The organism is Paraburkholderia sp. SIMBA_053 (assembly GCF_046534895.1).
In the GTDB taxonomy this organism is placed as follows: domain Bacteria; phylum Pseudomonadota; class Gammaproteobacteria; order Burkholderiales; family Burkholderiaceae; genus Paraburkholderia; species Paraburkholderia caledonica.
In genome coordinates this window covers 1-311 of sequence record NZ_JAWRXU010000364.1, presented here as the reverse complement: position 1 = coordinate 311, position 311 = coordinate 1, and the positions used below count along the sequence as shown (strand labels likewise).

Sequence of the window (311 nt, the reverse complement as noted above, 5' to 3'; positions counted from 1 at the left end):
CCTTGCTGCCCGATCCGGACGGCACGGTCGGCAGCGTCATCGTGCGAAGCGGTAACAAGACGCAAGTCATCGACAAGGCTTACGCGACGGCCGAAGTGGCAAAAGGCGGCGCGATCGAGCAGACCGCGACCACTCCGGCCAATGTCGAAGCACGCTATGGCGAGGTACTCGCCGCGCAGCCGCCGCGTCCGAAGACCTACACGATCAACTTCCTGTTCGACTCGGCCACGGAACTCGCGCCGCAGTCCAACGCCACCGTCCAGCAACTGAAAGCGGCGCTCGCGACGTGGCCCGCGCCGCATCTCACTGTA

At 65.3% G+C, this 311-nt stretch carries 1 pseudogene; it reads left to right on the top strand.

The features are described from left to right. Positions 1 to 311: pseudogene (locus tag SB753_RS36010) on the top strand (OmpA family protein); the annotation flags it as partial.